This is a genomic window from Mucilaginibacter sp. P4_C11, from assembly GCF_056402115.1.
In genome coordinates this window covers 282,868-300,408 of the sequence record NZ_JBFUIA010000002.1, presented here as the reverse complement: position 1 = coordinate 300,408, position 17,541 = coordinate 282,868, and the positions used below count along the sequence as shown (strand labels likewise).

Sequence of the window (17,541 nt, the reverse complement as noted above, 5' to 3'; positions counted from 1 at the left end):
CAGTATTTTCTCCGACGCCCCGTTTTTTTTCATAGGTAGCCTAACTTTATCAAATTCACCGAAATTCATCGGCTTTGATTATTCTTTACATTAAGTATATTCGTAAGCCCTTATTTATTTCTAATTGAATTTCCACCAGTTGAAATTAAACAAATGCCCCTGGCTACCTTTAAACACAAAGTATACATCGTGAATACCACTTGCTTTGTTAACCGCAACAGATTGGGTTCCCCATATATCCAAACCGCCTGTGCTTTTTACAGATAACGTGCCCAGTAAGAAACCGGTGGGACTGTCAATGTGTACCTCTATCATACCTCCATCAGTATTTGCTGCAACATCCGCCCCAAATAATTTTGGGCCACTTTTAAAATCGACGCTCCGTACTTTAATAAAATCACCATTATCTATATTTGTTACGTATACTCCATTATTACCTGTTGCGGTACTAACACCCGATTCCCAGGCTATTGTTTCGGCCTCCTGACGAACAAAAGGATCCAGGTTTCTTACTGCTTCGGTTACGCCTTCGGTAGTCGGGGTGATCATAGAGATTGTACCGTCAGGTTGATAAGTAAATTGATCAACACAAACCGACCTTGTAAAGCCCCCTCCGCCTGGTAAAGCTTCGTTATGATAAAAAAAGTAGGATTTACCATGGTAATCTATCATCCCAGGGTGGTTTGTAAATGCGCCGTGTTTTTTAATACTGCGCATAATTGTATCCCGGTACACCCAAGGACCAGTTGGCCCCATACTGGTAGAAAAAGCTATGTGCTCCGGCACACCACCGGCAGGATATACCATATAATACATGTTTTTTCGTTTATAAAACCAGGGCCCTTCCTCGTATTGGCTGAAACGGTTGGGATTTCCGGTACGTTTCCCAAACCCTTGCTCCGTAAGCGGGACTTTTTGTATCTCTCCTGAATAAGAGATCATATCCTGATTTAATTTCACATAAAACAACTGTGGGTTTCCCCAATACAGATAAGCCTGGCCATCGGTATCAATAAATACCGTGGGGTCAATATCGCCAAGGCCAGTATAAGCTAAGGGATGGCCAATGGCATCAATAAATGGCCCTTCGGCTGTTGGGCCAACGGCTACCCCAATAGCCATACCTTTGCCGTCGGCCCGGGTCATCGGCACATACCAGTAAAATTTACCATTACGAAAAATACACTGCCCGGCCCAGGCATCTTTACTTGCCCATGAGAATGTTTTTACCGATAACGGCGCGCCCCTGTCGGTCCAATTCACCATATCTGTGGTTGAAAATAAGTGCCAATCCTTCATAATGAACGGCGTAGCTTTATCCTCGTCGTGGCCTGTGTACAAAAACACGGTGTCGTGGTACACCATAGGTGCCGGATCGGCGGTAAACCTGGTTTGGATAATTGGGTTTTGGGCTTGCAAGCTTGTTGCAGTGAACAGGAGCAGGCACAAACTTGAAATGGGTAATATTTTTTTTATAGTCAAAGTCAATATTATTAATTGTTTTCTTACACTTATTTTACAAGACCAACAGGTCATTTCCATTGAAAATTATTTCTAAGTTTATCGGTATTCGGGTTTATTTAACCAGGATTTTTACTGTTTTTGAAATATCGCGTGATGAATTACCTAATTGAAGGATGTATTCACCGGCTTCGGTATTCCATCCTTTTTTTGTTTCGTCATAAAATGCCAGATCCCCAACCTTTACATCCAGCTCAACTGTTTTAGTTTCGCCGGGTTGCAGAAAAACTTTTTGGAAAGCTTTTAATTCTTTTTCAGGACGCAGAACAGAACTAACCGGATCACTTACATATAACTGCACAACTTCGGCCCCGGATCTGCTGCCTGTATTTTTAATGGTGAATTTTGCGTGGATGATTTCATCCTTTTTATAGTTTGATTTATCTGTAGAAAGTTTGCTGATGGAAAAATCAGTATAGGATAGTCCATAACCAAAAGGGAATTGCGGTTCAATTTTCTTCGTGTCGTACCAGCGGTAGCCAACAAGTATACCTTCTTTATACTCAGCTGTTGCGCCTTTGCCCGGATAGGTATCCAGGTTAAACGCGGGTGAATCATGTAACGATACCGGGAAGGTAAACGGCAATTTGCCTGAGGGGTTTACTTTGCCTGTTAATACATCGGCCAGTGCATTACCGGCTTCTGAACCGTTAAACCACGACCAAACAACCGCGTGGTTGTTTTTTTTGATTTCATCCAGGTTATACGGGGCACCCGCCATGATTACAATAATGGTATTGGCATTAACGGCAGTTACCGCGTTTACCAATGCCTGTTCCCCAAAAGGCAGTTCCAGGCTTTTACGGTCATGGGCTTCACTTTCATATTCACGATTGGAACCGATACATAAAATGGCAACATCGCTGGTTTTTGCAAGCGCTACCGCCTCATCAATCAGCTTTTGATCGGGTTGGTCATAGCCACGGTTTTGTTCATCACTATTACTTGCCAGGTAGTTTGCTTTATAGCCCTGGGCAAAGCTGATATTGGCCGTTTTACCGAATCTCGATTTTATACCTGCTAACGCTGTTATCTCATGTTGCGCTTTTACACCAGCACCATACCCGCCCAAAGCAAATGTGCGGATGGCATTATCGCCGATGACAGCGATGCTTTTAATGTTACCTGCTTTTAAAGGCAACAAATGGTTGTCGTTTTTTAGCAGGACGATGGATTCTGAGGCAATAGCATAAGCGGCTTTGGCATGCGCCGGTGTGGCGATAGATCCTTTGGGATGATTGGTGCTCATGGAGGTATGGTACATTACCCACAAAATCCTGCGCACTTTATCATCAATTGTTTTTACCGAAACTTTGCCTTCCTTAACAGCTTTTAGTAAGGGCTGGGCAAAATACCACTGATCATACGGCCCGCCTGAGCCCATCTCGATATCCAGCCCGTTATTGGCCGCTGCAACGGTATGGTGCGTCCCGGACCAATCTGACATGACCACTCCTTTAAAACCCCACTCGTTTTTCAGTACTTTATTTAATAAAAAATCATTCTCGGAACACCAATAACCATTCAGCTTATTGTAGGCAGACATAACCGTGTAAGCATTCCCCTGCTGTACGGCTGCTTTAAATGCCGGGAAATAAATTTCGCGCAATGCTCTTTCGTCAACTATGATGTTTACGCTATCGCGGTTAAGTTCCTGGTTATTGGCGGCAAAATGTTTTATACAGGCTGCTACATGCTGGCTTTGAATTCCTTTTACAGATTGAACATCCAATTGAGCGTTTAAATATGGATCTTCCGAATAATATTCATAGGTACGGCCGCAAAGGGGCATCCGGCAGATATTGAATGCAGGGGCAAGCATTATATGCTTTTTACGGGCATTGGCTTCCTCGCCTATAACTACGCCATACCGGTTGGCCATTAAGGGATTCCAGGTGGCTGCTATGGCCGAGCCATTTGGTAAAAACGTGGCAGAATCGGTTGTCCAGTTAGCCGATGCCCAATCAAAGCGCTTTATTTCTTCACGTACGCCTAAGGGCCCATCATCGCAGGTTAGCTCCGGGATACCCAAACGGCTTACGCCTGCCGAAGAAAACAGCGCGTTGCCGTGAAGCATGTCTATTTTTTCTTCCAGTGTCATTTTGCTGACGATGCTGTTGATCTTCGCTTTAAGCGCAACCTCGCTTTTACTTTGTGCCGAAACGCCGCCGGCCACGAAAAATGCCATAAAACAGGCAATGGTATATTTCATAAATTATTACTTCTTTTCTTCTTGCCGATGCTATTTATCTACGGCCGTAATTTGAACAACAGTTGCTTTTAAACCTGGCGAGGTTGCTTTTAATATTATCCGGCCTGGCTGCCCGGTCGATTGTATAATAACCTGGGCGTTCCCGTTAAATAGCTTTCTTTTATAAGACGCAGCCGGATAAAGCAGCTGTATTAAACCGGGATCGGTATTAACGGCCGACCAGATATTCGCTTTGAGCAATGGCGTAGCCACAATAGCTATGGTATTAGTGCCCGGGTGCAGTAGTGAGGCATCCAGTTTAAATTCAGGGCTTTCGTCACTCTCCTTAATTTCTTTAGCTATCTGCTTACCATTGATATAAATGGTTTGCACTTTGCCAATATTTTTACTGAAAAATGTAGCGGTAGCACTTGCAGCATCAGCAGGAATGGAAAAGCCAGCCCTGTAAACCAAGGCTTTTACTTTTTGCCCAAAATTATCATCCCGCACATCTTTAAATGCAGTTTGCCAACCGCTATCATCATAATCTGCCGCTACTTCGGCCTTTACATTTAAATCGTCAACAAATTTTTCCTTTAAATTGCCAATACTTACCAGGTTAACCCGCTCTACATATTGATCGGGTTCAAGCGAAGTCTGATTTCCGTTGCCTACGCCTATAATTTTACCAGGTCCCTCAATTGAAAAACCAACCTCATTTTCGGCCGTTGGCACGCCCAAAGCATTTTTATCAGCAGCCTGTACAGCAATTATGGCAATATCCTTTCCATCGGCTTTTATTGCTGCCCTATCGGCCTGTAATTTAATTTGAGCAGGTGCCAAAGTAGTTTTAACAATATCGCTACCTGCTTTTGCACCTTTTTTGTAGCCTATGGCTTCCAACGTTCCTGGTTGATATTTTACCTGCCATTCCAGGTGCCCGTTTGGTTCCATAATTTTTTTACCGAGACTTTTTTTATTCAGAAAAAGTTCAACCTCGTCACAATTACTATAAGCACATACCCTTATTTCCTGGCCTTCTTTACCTTGCCAGTTCCAGTGTGGCAGCAGGTGTACTACGGTTTGATCTGTCCACCATGATTTTAAATAATAGTAATCGTCTTTAGGAAAGCCACAGGCATCAACCATACCAAAATAGGATACTACCGAAGGCCACCCAAATGGTGTAGGCTCGCCGCGGTAATCAAACCCCGTCCATATGAACATACCCGCCAGGTAGGGCCGTGCCGCATAATGTTTCCAGCCTTGCTCCAGGCTATAAAAAAAGTCGTTTTGCTTTCTGTCGTATGCAACAAGTTGTTGCTTACCCATATCATCCTCATAAATTCCTCGTGAGGCCACGGTCGACCCTTCCTCGGTACCCCAGCTAAACTGTTTGGGGAACTTTTTATGTTGTTCGTCGGTATTTTTAGTTGCTACATAATTATAACCCAGCACATCTATTACTGTTGATATGCCATTGCCAATGCCGCCACTTATGGCTGCAGTGATATAACGGCTCGAATCAATAGATTTGGCAAAGGCCTGCATGGTAGCGGCTACACGCGCCCCGGTAATATTACCTTCAATACCCCACTCTTCGTTCCCTATTGACCAACTGATGATACTGGGATGGTTTCGATCTCGCAGGATCATCCTTTTCAGGTCATTTAGTTCTGTAGATGCTACGCCCATTAAGCGATTTTCATCTATAACCAGCATACCCAACTTATCGCAGGCATCCAGCAATTCGGGCGTTGGCGGATGATGTGAACAGCGATAGGCATTGCAACCCATACCTTTTAAAGTACGGATCCGAAACTCCTGTAAAGCATCGGGCATGGCAGCACCTACACCGGCATGATCCTGATGATTATTGGTTCCCTTTATTTTAACGTGTTTGCCATTCAGAAAAAAACCTTCGTTGGCATCAAACCTGATGGTGCGAATTCCAAATGTTGTTGTATAACTGTCGGTAACAGCGCCATTCTCTTCAACGGTGGTAAGCAAGCGGTGCAGGAAGGGGGTTTCTATCGACCATAGCTTAGGATTAGTTACAGGTAAAACGCTTTTAACATCCTGCGATGTAAAAGGCATCAAAGTAAGCGCTGTCGTTTTGCCGGTAGCAAGCGTTTTGCCATCGGCGTCAACAATGGTTTGTGTTACGCTGAAGCTTCTTGCTTTTTTATCGCTATTAATAATCGTGGCCGTTGCATTAACATTAGCAATATTATTTTTTACCTGGGTCGTAACACATGTTCCGTTAGCAGCAATATGCAGCTGGTCGGTTTTATTGAGCCAAACATGCCGGTAAATACCGGCGCCTTCATAAAACCAGCCTTCTTCCATGGTTGCATCAGCCCGTACTGCTATAACATTATTACCGCCATAGTTCAAATATTCAGAAATATCGTACTCAAAGCTATTATAGCCACTGGGCTCGGTACCCAGGTAATGCCCGTTGACCCAAACTACGCTGTTGCGAAAAACACCGTCGAAGGCTAAGGATATATGCTTACCCAGATCGGTAGCCGGAACAGCAAAAGTTTTACGATACCAGCCCACGCTGGCATCAGGAAAGTTCCGGCCTATCGCCTTCGATCCGTGGCTTGTGCTACCCTTAGGACTAAAAGGCTGTTCAACCGCCCAGTCGTGCGGCAGGTTAATTTTACGCCATCCCCTATCATCAAATCCCGGCGATGCAGCGCCGTCGCCAAAGCCGGTTTTAGCGAAATAGGAAAAACCTCCGGTTCCGTTATAAAAATCCTTTGCCGGATCATACGGATGTCCTAATGCAAAGCGCCAGTCATTATCTATACACACGTGTTCGCGTTTTGATGCGGCCACCGAAGGCTGCGCATAGGTGGCTGTTTTTACCGTTACCAGTAACAGGATACAAAGGATCCCTTTTTTTATATATTTATTTTTCATTGTCAATTAACCTGCGCTGGCAAGTCCGATAATCCTAAAATGTTGTATAATCTTTTCTTCTCCACGATACTTTTTATTTGCGGCCGCAATTTTCACAATCCCCTGGTTTAAGGCCAACTCGGGATTCCAGCTCGCGCCAAGGGCTGTTCCCGGAGGAAAGCGCGTTGCCGAATCAAAGGCCCAACCCGAATAACCCCAGTACTGCCTGTTAATTTCAGTACGAACACCATGCGGTCTACATTTTCTTGTTTTAACTTGTTACCTGTTTAACTGCGTGTGCCACGCCCATATCCACATAGCGTATAGTTGAAATCTTACTCTGATAGGTAACGCAACCCATAATGTTCTAAACATTTTTGAGTGAAGTTCTTAATAAGTACCAGGCCCTCGTTAAATATTCTTTCCGATTCAGGCGATATGAGAGGGTTCTTGAAGAAAGCAGGATGCTCCTTCAGTAAAATACCAATCGTTTCAAAATTTTCTATCAAAGCTTCAATTTCACTTTCATCTAATTCCGGCGATTTTGAAATAATTTGATTTTCCATGTTCTCTTTTTTTAACCAGGTGTCATTTGCCACGAATGTCAAATTCGCGGGAGTACACAGAATTAGGTGTTATTTCAATTTGTTGTTTTACCGCAGACGAGCCATTGTTTAACTGCTTGTGGCCTGTCCATATCCACATAGCATGTAGTTAAAATCTTATTTTGGAAGGCAACGCATCCCATAATGTTCTAAATCCCATAATGTTCTAAACATTTTTGAGTGAATTTCTTAATAAGAACCAGGCCCTCGTTACACATTTCTTTCGATTTAGGCGTTAAGATGGGGCTACTGAAGATAGTAAGGTGCTCCTTAAGCAACATCCCAATCGTATCAAAATCCTCTATCAAAGCTTTAATTTCACTTTCATCTAATTCCGGCGCTTTTGAAATCATTTGATCTTCCATGTTCTCCTTTTTTTTACCAGATATCATTCCCCGCGGATATCGCCTGCGTTCAAATAGATTACTGTTGATTTCCTTCATGTTGAAAACAGAATTGTTATAGTTAAAAAATGCCGGGACCTCTCGGTAAAGGCCCCGGACATCCACTTATATTCAACTAAAACTCTCTCTTATTTAATTTTCAAACTCCTGATCGGACTTAATAAAATTTCCATTCATCAAACAAAAAACCCTCCCCATTAAATACAAAATAGATATTCCCTACTCCCTTAGGTATGTTCTGTGCTATTTTCTTTGAGAGCGTAGTCCAGTCCTTCGCATCACATGTAAGGGAAACAAGAGCCGGTCCTTTAAGATTATTTACATAAACATCAATTCTACCTGTCCCTTTCACCCGGGCTTCGAATTTGGCAGGAACCTGTTTGCTAAAATCGGCTCCCCGAACCATGAGACATTGTTTATCTATTGTTCCTATGGCAACCATATTACCCTCATTGCCATCAGCTTCGAACTGGACTTGCCCCGAAGTGCCTGCAGTGGTTTCTGCTTGCTGCACAACAAATGGATTTAATAGGCTAAGTTGTGACGGGCCCTTAAAAGTAGCGCTGACCATGGGGAAAGTCACATCACTCCCTTCATCTACCTGTATTGGTTCGATACCCGCATTACGAAAACCACCCTTGGTGTTAAAATAATCCTGTAAATACATGGCATGGTAGGCAAGATAATATTTGTCTTTAAACTTGAACACGTGAGTGTGATTGTTTGTCAAAGGTCCCACGTTAAGGTCACCAGTATTCTTAAAGTAATTATCACGATACTTCCAACTATCCGGATTTAAGGGTGTTTTACTCGTCATATAAGATATGTTGCATGCGGTTGGTTTAGCAATATTGCTATAAGGCCATTCAGTCCGTTCATCCCAACTCGTACAATAGCTATAAACCCAGGTTCCATTGATAAAGTTAAGGTCGCTGGCCTCATTAAAATAAGGAGCGGGTATCTTAGAAATATTGCTGGCCAAACTGATCATATCTGCTCCTAATTTGACAATCCTGGCATTATCCGGCATATATTTTGTTTTGGGCGTTCCGGCTCCAAAAACCAGCCAGCCTGTACCCTGGCCGTCAATCACAACTCCGGGATCGAATGGAGCACCGACATCCACACCGGGGACAGAACGGTCGACTATATTCTTTCCTAATGGGTCTTTCCAGGGGCCAACGGGAGATGTGGAAGTAAGCACGGCCGAGCCACCACCGCCATTGGAGTAATACAAATAGAAGTGCGTTTTGCCGTCTGCTTCCAGCCTGGATTCAATGGAAGGCGCCCAGGAATTCTGACTCCATGGTGCCAGCTTTGCTGTATTTATGAGGCCATGATAAGTCCAGTTGACCATATCATCGGAAGACATCATAACCAGTGTACGGATATACCCGTAACTATTTTTCCCATCCTTTCCTACATGCTCAAACTGTTGATGATCATTCGTGGCATACACGTAAACTCTTCCATTGTATTCTATAGCGGTTGGGTCGGCCGTAAACATAAAATCTAATAAAGGGTTCGCATTATTGGTGAGAAGTTTCGGCGAAACTTTTGCGAATTTTGCTTCCAGATCTTCATTATCTGGTTGCGTAACTTGAATTTGCCTGGCATCACTATTCGAAGCTGTGATAGTCACTATCGCCTCGCGGCCAGCACCCGTGTTGTTAGCGTTCGCGGTTAATTTAAGCGTAACATTTCCCGGACCTCCCGATGACCGGCTTATCGTTAACCACGGAAGTGAGATGTTGGCTGTCGCTGTCCAATTAACATTGCCGGTGATAGCAACATCGGCACTACCTCCTTCCGACTCAAAAACAACTTGCAAGGAAGAAACAGTGAGTTGAGTCTCAATCTCTTTCTTCTTACAGGAAAAAGCAGGCAATGTGACCAAAAATAGTAAACCTAAAAATATAGCAAGGCCCTTTTTCATATTATTATATTGTTCATTTTTGTTAGTTTAATTTATCTTTTCACACTCAATACCAATCATATACGTCAAGAAAACGGTACTGTCCAATCTGTTCACGGCACCGCTGTTCCGGTAAAAGCTTTAACCCAACATTAATTTTACTTATATCCTAATTTAATGGCATTATACATGCGCTGGTCTATTATCCCATTATTAGCCCTGTCTAACATATTTCCTACCTCCCACCAGAATGGCAGCATACCATTCGCTTTAGCCGTTTTGGTCGTAAAAGTTGCCCAGTAGTCCACAGACCTGTTGTTCATCAACGTATCCTTAGGCATAGGCCTGTTAGGGTCAGTCCTCCTCGGGGCTGCATATTCACCAAGCACCACAGGGATACCTTTATCAACAAAATTCACTTTCATCTTTTGGTATTCAGCAGTGATCGCAGCCTCGTCTCCATTTCCAGGGGTGTTGTTGCGGTCTGGCTCAATAGTAGAAACGTTCCCAGTCCCCCAGTAGTAAACCATTTTGCCCCAGCTTACATCTCCATCCGTTAGTAACGTAAATCCAGCAGGTGTGTAGTCGTGCACCTCGAGCATCAACTTGTTAGGTACCGGGTCGTGAGGCATAGTAGTCATCAAAGTAGCAGTTATAGAAATATTAGTGTGAGGCCCCTGCACAACCAGCACCCGGTAGGCGTTTCTGCCCCCGGTAGAGCGAACTGCCTTAATGAATGTTTCGTGATAACTATTCAATATGGCCATCTGCGCGGCGTTGTCAGCCGCAGGTTCATTTGCGCTGGCAAACAAAAGGTGCTCATCAAAATCACGCAAGGTTGTAGCTATCTGTTCCCAAAGCGCTTTTTGTTTCGCATTAACAGAATCTTTCTTAGCATCGGTAATATTATTTTCCAGCCAGCCGTTGTCCCAGTGAATATTCACTATCACATACACACCATTATTCACACAATATCCAACCACTTGTTTCACCCGCGCAAGCCATGCAGGATCAATTGTTGCCTTTTTCCGGTCGCTTAGATGATTCCAATTCCATGAACAAGGAAGTCGTATCGCACTGAAACCTGTTGCTTTCAAATATTTTATATATGAATCGGTAATTTTATTACCATTCTGCCAATCAGCTTCGTTTGGGGGCTCCATGGTATTGCCAATGTTTGTTCCCATTCCCGTTCCCATTTTTGCAGCCAGTTGCACGGCAGTACTGGTCACTCCAGTCATGTCTGGCGCTATAGGCGAGGTGTTATAACCTGGGTATATGGTGGGAGCCTGGGTAACCGTCACCCTTCTGGCCTGCCCGTTTGACGAACTTATATATACAATTGCAGATTGGCTTGCACCTGTGCCATTTGGCGACGCCACTGTCACATGAATAACGGTACTCCCGCTCTTGCCGGATGTAGTGTTTAATTGCAGCCATGACAAAGCAGGGTTGCTTACGCTCCAATCAGCATTGCTGGTAACGGTAATGTCCTGACTTCCTCCTTCGGGAGCAAAAGTAATCGCCGACACGCTAACCGTGAGTTCCGGCGCGGTAGTTTTCGCCTTTGTGCAGGCGAAAAGCATAATAATCGCGGTAAGAAATATTATAGAATTAAAAAAATATTTTTTTTTCATTTTTGTCTATAACTAAACTTTTTATAAATAATCTCGGCACTAAAAACATCTGATAACATTTTTTATTAATTATTCAGGATAATTTTAGGATTGTTGAATCAGCGTTTATTTGCCTCTGGCCAACATTAAATTTTACTTATATCCAGCAATAATGGCATTTACCATCCGCTGGTCCTTAACCACATTATTTTTTCTGTCAAAACCATTACTCACCTCCCACCAGAATAGTAAAAGACCATTCGCTCTCATAGTTTGGTCGAAAAAGTTAGCCAGTAATCCACATACCTATTGTGCGCCGCCATATCCAAGGGAGTACCGCTTTGCATTCGGGAGTCCGTCTAAAAGTTTCATATTCACCCAGTATCACAGGGATACCTTTATCAACAAACTTCTGTTTAATCTTTTTGGAATTCAGAATCGATCACATCATCTTCTCCAAAAGCGGCGCTGCAGTCTGGCTCAATAGTAATGCGTCTGGCCTTCATATAAAAAATTCAATGATTTATTTTTAACCAACTTAAATGATTGAAGAAGTAATTTGATTTTACTCCTTCAATCTAAACCTTAATTGACTTGTCACATGATTGGTTCGATTCAGTCGCCAGGCTTACTTCGTTCCAGTAATTATAATATTATCAAACATTATAGCATTAGAAGTTTCAGTATTAGGATTCAATCTGAGGCTTATTGTTTTATAATTTCCTGAAGGCAAAGCAACCGATTTTGCATCTTTATTCCACCCTGCACCACTGGCAACTGTAGGTAGAGTTACCCAAGAAGCACCGCCATCAATACTTACTTCAATTTTTGGTTTTACAGCATCTCCTGCTTCTTCAACAGCAAATTCATAAGACAGGTTTAAATTTGTAAAACCAGCCACATTGATATTAGGTATGGTAACAGGAGCACCTTTGAATTCTATTTTCAATACAAATCCGTCACCCCACCCTTGACGCAAATTTATATTGGCATCGCCAGCGGTTTTTAAATCTACTCCACCATTCCATTTTCCTGCCTTTGTAGATGGTGCAAATGTATACGTATAGCGATCACTAACGGCCTTAACATTTGATTCAAAATTTTCGGCATACACAGTTTGCTGTGCTTTGGCGAACATGCCTGTTGTTAGAGCCAAAAATAATAGTGTGATTTTCTTCATTTTACTTGAGTTTTTAATATTAATAATTTATAGTTTAAAAATTGTTCATTATTTGTTTGAAAAAACCTGAAAACCACCTGCTGCGTAGCATTAGGGCTTCTGTCAGGTCTTTGTGCTTTTAAGGCCAGGCTTACCTTACGTAGGCTTGTTATTACCTGTCTATTCATGTTCTTTTTAGTGCTTATTGATGCATTATTTTCATACTTCTCCTTTCTGTTCATAGTACTATTATCCCGGGAAAGCCTTAGTTCAATATTACTTTTACTTATATCCTTCCTTAAGGGCATCAAACATAGGCTGATCCTTTATCACATTATTACTTCTGTCTAGGAGAAACCCTACCTCCCACCAGAATGGCATAAGACCATCCGCCTTAGCCGTTTTGGTCGCAAAAGTTGTCCAGTAATCCACAGACTTGTTGTGCATAGCCATATCCTTAGGAAGATAATTGGGGTTGGTGACGGCGGCAGTCCTCCTCCAGACTGCATATTCACCCAGTATCACAGGGATACCTTTATCAATAAAATTCTGTTTCACCGCCTGGAGTTCAGCAGTGATCGCATCCTCTTCTCCATAGGTGGCATTACGGTCTGGCTCAATAGTAGAATGATTCCCAGCGCCCCAGTAGTAAAGCATCTTGCCCCAGCTTGCATCTCCATCCGCCAGAATGGTAAATGCATAGGGCGTGTAGTCATGTACTTCGAGCATCAATTTGTTAGGTACCGGGTCGTGAGGAAGCGTAGTCATCAAAGTAGTAGTTAAAGTAGGATCAGTGTGAGGCCCCTGCACGACCAGCACCCGGTAACTGTTCCTGCCCCCGGTAGAGCGAACTGCCTTGATGAATGTTTCGTGGTAACCATTAAGTGTGGCCATCTGCGCGGCATTATCAGCCGGAGGTTCATTCAAACCGGCAAAAATAAGGTGCTCATCAAAATCGCGCATGGTTGTAGCAATCTGCTCCCAAATCGCCTTTTGCATCGCATTAACAGAATCTTGCTTGGTTGCATTGACATTGGTATTGGCACTATCATGATCGTTCAGTACCACATACATATCATTAGCCACACACCATCCAACCACTTCTTTCACCCGCGCAAGCCATGCAGGGTCAATTGTTGCCTTTTTCTGATCGCTTAAATGAGTCCAAACCCAGTTACAGGGAATCCGTACAAAATTGAAACCTAATTGTTTGACATATTTGACATACGATAGGGTCATTTTACTACTCTGCCAATCACCTTCGTTTGGGGATTCCATAGTATTGCCAAAATTTATTCCCATTTGAAATTTTGCCGCCAGTTGCACGGCAGTACTGGTCATTCCGGTCATGTCTGGCGCTTTGGGCGAGGTGTTATAACTTGGGTATATGGAGGGACCCCGGGTAACCGTCACCCTTCTGGCCTGCCCGTTTGATGAACTTATGTTTAAAATACCCGACTGGCTTGCCCCGGTTCCATTTGGCGACGTCACCGTCACATGAATAACGGTACTCCCGCTCTTGCCGGCAGTTGCGCTTAATTGCAGCCATGAAAAAGCGGGGTTGCTTACGCTCCAGTCGGCATTGCTGGTAACGGTTATGTCCTGGCTTCCTCCATCGGGCGCAAAAGAAATTGTCGACACGCTAACCGTGAGGGCCGGTGCCGGAGTTTTCACCTTTGTGCAGGCGAAAAGTGCGATAATCGCAGCAAGAAATACTGCGGATTTAAAAAAATACATTTTTTTCATTTTGTTCTATCATTTAATTAAAAAATTGCATAAACATCTCCCGTACTAAAAAATATCAGCATGATATCTTTTTTTTGCCCGCTATGATAGCGGCTTAATTGTACGTTGATCTTTTTACTGTTAATTTCGTTACTCTAACATCTTCTCCGTTTTGGCGAATCCAAAATGATAAATTGGGGGTTGTCATATCAGGATCCCCTAAGTTCTCTTCCCTATTTCCCTCGTTTCGCTTCCCTATCCTTTTTACCAATATTTTCGAGGCAAAAAGCCCCCAAAGCGATATGCTGCCGTGGAGGCTTTAGCTTATTTAATTTTTACAACACGAATATTATCGAATGCAACATAAAAGCCAGTTGTTGTAGTTGCTGCGTCATAATTATGCCTATATAGGTAGGCGCCGGTTTTTCCTGATGAGCCCACCAAATCGGTGATATTAGTTAAGGGAGCTCCCATACCCTCGCCCAATGCATTACTTGCACGAAACGACGACAACGGGATAGTTATAGTAACCCACCCCTTTGTTTTGTACGCTTTTCCGGTTTTCCATGGTTCCCATCTGTATATATAGCCGCCTACATCTGTTTTAATATCCAGTGCACCACCATTCCAGTCGGTCGGTACACTTATTTCCATTTTCAAGGCCCAGTTGTCCGGGGCGTCAGTAAGGTTGGCTGCTGGTACCCATTGATTACTTGCTAAAATAATACCACCATTAGAAGAGCCGCCACTCAAAACACCGGTATTCACAAAAATAAACATGGTATGGTTTGTGCCCATTACGCCATTAAAGGCAGTTGTTTCTGTAAACCAGCCGTACCGGTTATTGTTGTTGGCATCAATACCACCAATACCGTCCCCCCAGCTAGAAGCATTACCACCATAATCCGCATAAAGGACACCAGAACCATCCATATTTTCTATAACACCGTTTTTTAGATATGTTGGAGTATAAACATTGTAAGGAGTAGTACCCGTGCCGTACGATGTGGTAATAGATACCGGTCCGCTTTGCGATAGCGCAGGCGCAACAAAACCAACAGACTTTGTATCTTTTGATGTTGTGAAAGAAGTAACTGCGGTACCCGCAAAGGTTAGCGATTGAATGTCCTTAAAATAAGTGCCATAAATATAAACTGAATCGCCAGGGCTGGGATTTTCGTTGGAAATCCAGGAAGTAACTGGTGTGGCTTTTATTGTCTCCATAGCGGTACCAGACTTAGTAGTTACCGTTACTAGCTTGTTGGATGTCGTTGCCGGCATCAAAAAGCCGAGGGAGTCGCCATAAAGGCTCGAATTAAACTTTGTGATTGGGGTTCCTCCATATACAAACTTTTGAACCAGCACTAAATTGGCACCAAAAAGATAAACCGAGTCGCCGGGGTTAGCAAATACATCAGATATAGCGTAAATAGCAGGTGCCGCAGGCCCCAATTTAAAAGAAAAGGTTGTTGAACCTGCCGGTGTTTTATAGGTTAAGGTATAGAGCTTAGCAGTGTCAATTTTTGAATATATGATGTTTGGTATTTGTACCACCGCGCTTCCCGATGCTAATAAAGCAGGGTTAAAGGATGCAGAAACGCCGTCGAACTCAATTTCTGTTGCATTTTTCAGATTCTTCCCAATTATAACCACATATTTGTATGATCCACCTGACCAGGTAGGATCAGTTTGTGGATCACCAGTACTCAAAAGCGTATCCTTACCTGCCGCATGATACAATCTTACGCTTGTAACAACAGGGGGGATAGAAGAACTCTCGGTATTTTTCTTACAAGCCGGCAGTAAAGCCACCATCATCAAAAATAGCGGCAAAAAATACAAGCGGATGTCTAAATTTCTTTTCATTTTAATATAATTTAGCTGTTAAAAAATTAATAATAAGGTATCGGCGGATTCAGCAATTTGGGGTCGCTGGTCACCTCTGATGCCGGTATTGGCAATGTAAATGAGTCTATTGTCGCCGGATTAACAGTTTGCGGCCCGCCATCATTACCCGCTGCTGTTGGTGTTGCAACCCCACTTTTATAACTGAATGTAACGCGTTGCTGGTTATTGAGGATATTGATAGCCGTTGCGGGGTCGTAATAAGAAAGCCGTACCAGGTCTATCCAATATTGCCCCTCAAAAGCCAATTCAATTCTTCTTTCATTTAGGATGGTTGCAGGGTTCAACACCGAGGCCTGATTCACCCCAGCCCTTGACCGCACCGCGTTAAAATATTTCAGGGCTGTACCATCGGAGGTGGTTGCATTGTTGCCCAAAATGGCTTCGGCATATATCAGGTACACATCGGCCAACCTAAGCATTGCATTATGTTCAGGAGATGACCAAATGTCCATCGTTGGCAAGTTGTTATCTTTCTCGTTACCGATAATGTGTTTTTTCAAACTCACCTGTATTGCCGTATAACCACCACCCGCAGCATTCAATTCAGGATAATGATCTCCGGTGAGCATAATAGTGGCTCTGCGCCTTAGGCTATCTTGCGCTGTATATGCCAGATAAAAGTCGTAGGTGATCTGTATGGTACCCCACGCACCTTCCTTCTGCGCGGTTACAGCGGTGCTTGGCGCAAGGAGTCCGGCCCAGGTGTTGCCACTGCCATAACCCACACCTCCCGCCCATTGAAGGGAGAATAAATCTTCGGGGACATCGTTGTGTTGCACCGTGAAAAGATCATAATAGCTGGGAAGCAAAGACAAGGCGCTGTTATTACACACATTGCCTGCATACTTTTTGGCGCTGTCCAGCAATGCCTGGTCGCGTGAGCCGCTTTTGCCCAAGCCCGCCCAGGTTAAATATACTTTGCCCAGCATCCCTTGCGCCGACCATGTGGTTACCCTGCCAGCTACATCTTTTGCAGGAAGGCTTTGCGCCGCGTAAGTCAGGTCATTGGCAATAAATTTATAAACATCCGAAACCGTATTGCGGTTAAGCAAGGAGTTTTGTATTAGTTTACTGTTATCCTCAATAATAGGCACGGCGCCCCAGTAAACTGCCAAATGATAATAGGCTACGGCACGGATAAATTTAGCTTCGCCAATGGCGGCATTTCTATCAGAAACGGAAATTGAAGATGATGCCTGGCTTTGAATCGCATCGATAACCGTATTACATTGTGCGATAACGTTGTACAAGCCTATCCAGGCTTGCGATACAATGCCATTTTGCGCTGTAATGGTACGCGTAAAAAGCTCATGTAAATCCTGATAATATCCTTTATAGCCATTTCCGCTCAATGCGTCACTAATTGGCAACAAAGAAGCAGAATGAAATTGCCACCAGTCAGAACCGCCATATAGGTTTGCTGTGGCCAGCCTTAAATCGGAAGTAGTTTTGTAAAAATTATTAGAACTTATCTGCGAGTTGGAAGGGCGTTCCAAAAAACTCTTTTTGCATCCGGCAATTGCTGCTGCAAATACCAAAAAAATTATCATTTTACTAATTGGTTTCATAAATATCCTTTTTAATTGG

11 protein-coding genes are annotated in these 17,541 nt (G+C 43.4%); all 11 read right to left on the bottom strand.

The features are described from left to right. Positions 1–120: 120 nt before the first annotated feature. Positions 121–1,482, bottom strand: a complete 1,362-nt coding sequence (locus tag AC1DU2_RS03180; RefSeq protein WP_477382736.1) for a glycoside hydrolase family 43 protein — start codon at positions 1,480–1,482, stop codon at positions 121–123. A 94-nt stretch (positions 1,483–1,576) separates the two neighbouring features. Continuing rightward, positions 1,577–3,733, bottom strand: a complete 2,157-nt coding sequence (locus tag AC1DU2_RS03175; RefSeq protein WP_477382735.1) for a glycoside hydrolase family 3 C-terminal domain-containing protein — start codon at positions 3,731–3,733, stop codon at positions 1,577–1,579. Positions 3,734–3,763: 30 nt separating this feature from the next. After that, entirely contained in the window at positions 3,764–6,643 is a 2,880-nt protein-coding gene (galA, locus tag AC1DU2_RS03170) for a beta-galactosidase GalA (RefSeq protein ID WP_477382734.1), read from the bottom strand. Positions 6,644–6,957: 314 nt separating this feature from the next. Beyond that, on the bottom strand, positions 6,958–7,188 hold the full coding sequence (locus tag AC1DU2_RS03165; RefSeq protein ID WP_477382733.1) for a hypothetical protein: 231 nt from the start codon (positions 7,186–7,188) through the stop codon (positions 6,958–6,960). 188 nt (positions 7,189–7,376) lie between these two features. Then, entirely contained in the window at positions 7,377–7,670 is a 294-nt protein-coding gene (locus tag AC1DU2_RS03160) for a hypothetical protein (protein ID WP_477382732.1), read from the bottom strand. Between the two features lie 118 nt (positions 7,671–7,788). Further along, positions 7,789–9,567 (bottom strand): family 43 glycosylhydrolase, encoded by a 1,779-nt coding sequence (locus tag AC1DU2_RS03155; protein ID WP_477382730.1) that lies wholly within the window; start codon positions 9,565–9,567, stop codon positions 7,789–7,791. Between the two features lie 137 nt (positions 9,568–9,704). Continuing rightward, positions 9,705–11,183, bottom strand: a complete 1,479-nt coding sequence (locus tag AC1DU2_RS03150; RefSeq protein ID WP_477382728.1) for a cellulase family glycosylhydrolase — start codon at positions 11,181–11,183, stop codon at positions 9,705–9,707. Positions 11,184–11,790: 607 nt separating this feature from the next. Next, a complete protein-coding gene (locus AC1DU2_RS03145; protein ID WP_477382726.1) occupies positions 11,791–12,342 on the bottom strand; it encodes a hypothetical protein in 552 nt (183 codons plus the stop codon). A gap of 261 nt (positions 12,343–12,603) precedes the next feature. Further along, a complete protein-coding gene (locus AC1DU2_RS03140; protein ID WP_477382725.1) occupies positions 12,604–14,067 on the bottom strand; it encodes a cellulase family glycosylhydrolase in 1,464 nt (487 codons plus the stop codon). A gap of 303 nt (positions 14,068–14,370) precedes the next feature. Continuing rightward, the gene (locus AC1DU2_RS03135) at positions 14,371–15,912 is read right to left on the bottom strand and encodes a glycan-binding surface protein (RefSeq protein ID WP_477382724.1); all 1,542 of its coding nucleotides are present in this window, start codon (positions 15,910–15,912) and stop codon (positions 14,371–14,373) included. A gap of 26 nt (positions 15,913–15,938) precedes the next feature. Continuing rightward, a complete protein-coding gene (locus AC1DU2_RS03130; RefSeq protein ID WP_477382723.1) occupies positions 15,939–17,522 on the bottom strand; it encodes a RagB/SusD family nutrient uptake outer membrane protein in 1,584 nt (527 codons plus the stop codon). Positions 17,523–17,541: the final 19 nt, after the last annotated feature.